The sequence below is a fragment of the Rhodovulum sp. genome (assembly GCF_011048875.1).
Taxonomy (GTDB): domain Bacteria; phylum Pseudomonadota; class Alphaproteobacteria; order Rhodobacterales; family Rhodobacteraceae; genus Rhodovulum; species Rhodovulum tesquicola.
In genome coordinates this window covers 1-2,150 of the sequence record NZ_DSDD01000200.1, presented here as the reverse complement: position 1 = coordinate 2,150, position 2,150 = coordinate 1, and the positions used below count along the sequence as shown (strand labels likewise).

The 2,150-nt window shown below is 69.7% G+C and carries 2 protein-coding genes; both read left to right on the top strand.

The window, feature by feature from the left end; translation table 11 throughout:
• Positions 1-710: 3-methyl-2-oxobutanoate hydroxymethyltransferase (gene panB / locus ENN83_RS06990; RefSeq protein WP_287185513.1), on the top strand; the 710-nt coding region annotated here is incomplete at its 5' end.
• Positions 707-1,570, top strand: coding sequence for a pantoate--beta-alanine ligase (panC, locus tag ENN83_RS06985; RefSeq protein WP_287185512.1), 864 nt, complete (start codon positions 707-709; stop codon positions 1,568-1,570). The genes panB and panC, both read left to right, overlap by 4 nt.
• Positions 1,571-2,150 lie beyond the last annotated feature (580 nt).

Here is a 2,150-nt window from a genome sequence, read left to right as displayed (position 1 = left end):
TGGTCGATGCCGAATGCGATGTCGTGCTGGTGGGCGACAGCGTCGGCATGGTGCTGCACGGCCTGCAATCGACGCTGGGCGTGACGATGGAGATGATGATCCTGCACGGCCAGGCGGTGGCGCGCGGGCTGGAACGCGCGCTGATGGTGATCGACATGCCCTTCGGCAGCTACGAGGAAGGCCCCGAACAGGCGTTTCGCAACGCCGCCCGCCTGATGGCCGGGACCGGCGCCGGGGCGGTCAAGCTGGAGGGCGGCGAGAGCATGGCCGAAACCATCCGATTCCTGACCGCGCGCTCGATCCCCGTGATGGCCCATGTCGGTCTGACGCCGCAGGCGATCAACGTCCTGGGCGGCTACAAGGTGCAGGGCCGCGGCGCCGATGCAGACCGGGTGCTGGCCGATGCCTGCGCCGTGGCCGCGGCGGGCGCGTTCTCGGTGGTGCTGGAAAAGGTGCCCGCGACGCTGGCCGACCGGATCACGGCCGATCTGGCGATCCCCACCATCGGGATCGGCGCGTCGTCGGGCTGCGACGGGCAGGTGCTGGTGGTGGATGACATGCTGGGGCTGTTCTCGGAGTTCCGGCCGAAATTCGTCCGCCGCTACGCCGCGCTTGGCGATGGCGCAGCCGCGGCCATCGCCGCCTATGCCGGGGACGTGCGCGCCCGCCGCTTCCCCGCCCCGGAACATGTCTTCGGAGACGGCGAATGACCGCCCCGATCCTGCGCCACCTTGGCGGGCTTCGCACCCTGACCGAGCGCTGGCAGGCAGAGGGCGCGCACATCGCCGTCGTGCCCACGATGGGGGCGCTGCATGCGGGCCATCTGAGCCTCGTTGCGGCGGCCAGGGCCGGGGCCGACCGGGTGATCGTGACGATCTTCGTCAACCCCAGGCAGTTCGACAACCCGTACGACCTGGCGAAATACCCCCGCACCGAGTGCAGCGACGCCGAGAAACTGGCCCCGCTCGGCATCGACGCGCTTTATGTCCCCGATCCGGACCAGATCTATCCCGAGGGCTTTTCCACCACCGTCTCGGTCGCGGGCGTCAGCGAGGGGCTCTGCGGTGCGCACCGGCCGGGCCATCTCGACGGGGTGGCCACCGTGGTCAGCAAGCTGCTGCTGCAGACGCAGGCCCGGCGCGCGTTCTTCGGCGAAAAGGATTACCAGCAACTGATGGTCGTCCGACGCCTCGTGCGCGACCTCGACCTGCCGGTCGAGATCGTCGGCCATCCCACCGTGCGCGAGGGGGACGGGCTGGCGCTCTCGTCCCGCAACCAGCGCCTCTCGCCCGCGGCCCGCGCCCGGGCACCCGCGCTGTTCGCGGCGCTTGACGCGGCCGCCCGGGAGATCGCCCGCGGTGCGCCGGTCAGCGCCACGCTGCAACAGGCGCGCCGCGCGATCCTCGCGGGCGGCTATGCGTCGGTCGAGTATCTGGAGTTGCGTTCCGCCGCCGGTCTCGCGCCGCTGGCCGCGCTCACCGAACCCGCGCGCCTGCTGGCCGCCGCGCATCTCGAGGGCGTGCGGTTGATAGACAACGTCCCCGTCGCCCCGGCGCGCGGGGTGTCCTGAACCGTGCTTCTGTTTCGCCCCGGCTTGCGCCGGGGCGACCCGCCGGGGGCTTCGCCCCCGGACCCCCAGGGTATTTTCGCCAAGAAGAAAAGACGCATCGATCTTCTTCTGGCCGGAAATATCCCGGGGGGGAGTCCGCAAGGACGGGGGGCAGCGCCCCCCTCTGCCGCGGCACGCCGCATCGCAGCCCTCATACCAACGGCCTTAGAGTTGTTTCCGATCAAGTTGAAGCATATCCTGCGTGCCGGAGATAGCGCGCACATTCCTTCGGGTTGAAGGCAGTCAGGGCGGAAGCGGTGGCGCTGCAGGGTTGGCGCGAGCATCTGCTCGACCCAGGCGCAGAATGCGTCGCCGTCCATGGCCCCCTCGATCAGCATCGGCGCGCGCCCGCAGCGCCGGGTCATCCTGGTGTCGAACCCGCTTTCGTCAATGAATACGAGCTTTGACGGGTCCAGATCGCTCATCCCGTCCCGCCACTCAGAGCGGGCCTTTGCGATATCCTCGCGCGCCTGCTCGGCGGCAATCACAGTCTTTTTTTGCGCGTGATGCCGTGGCGGACGAGCAGCCGGGCGACGCTGCT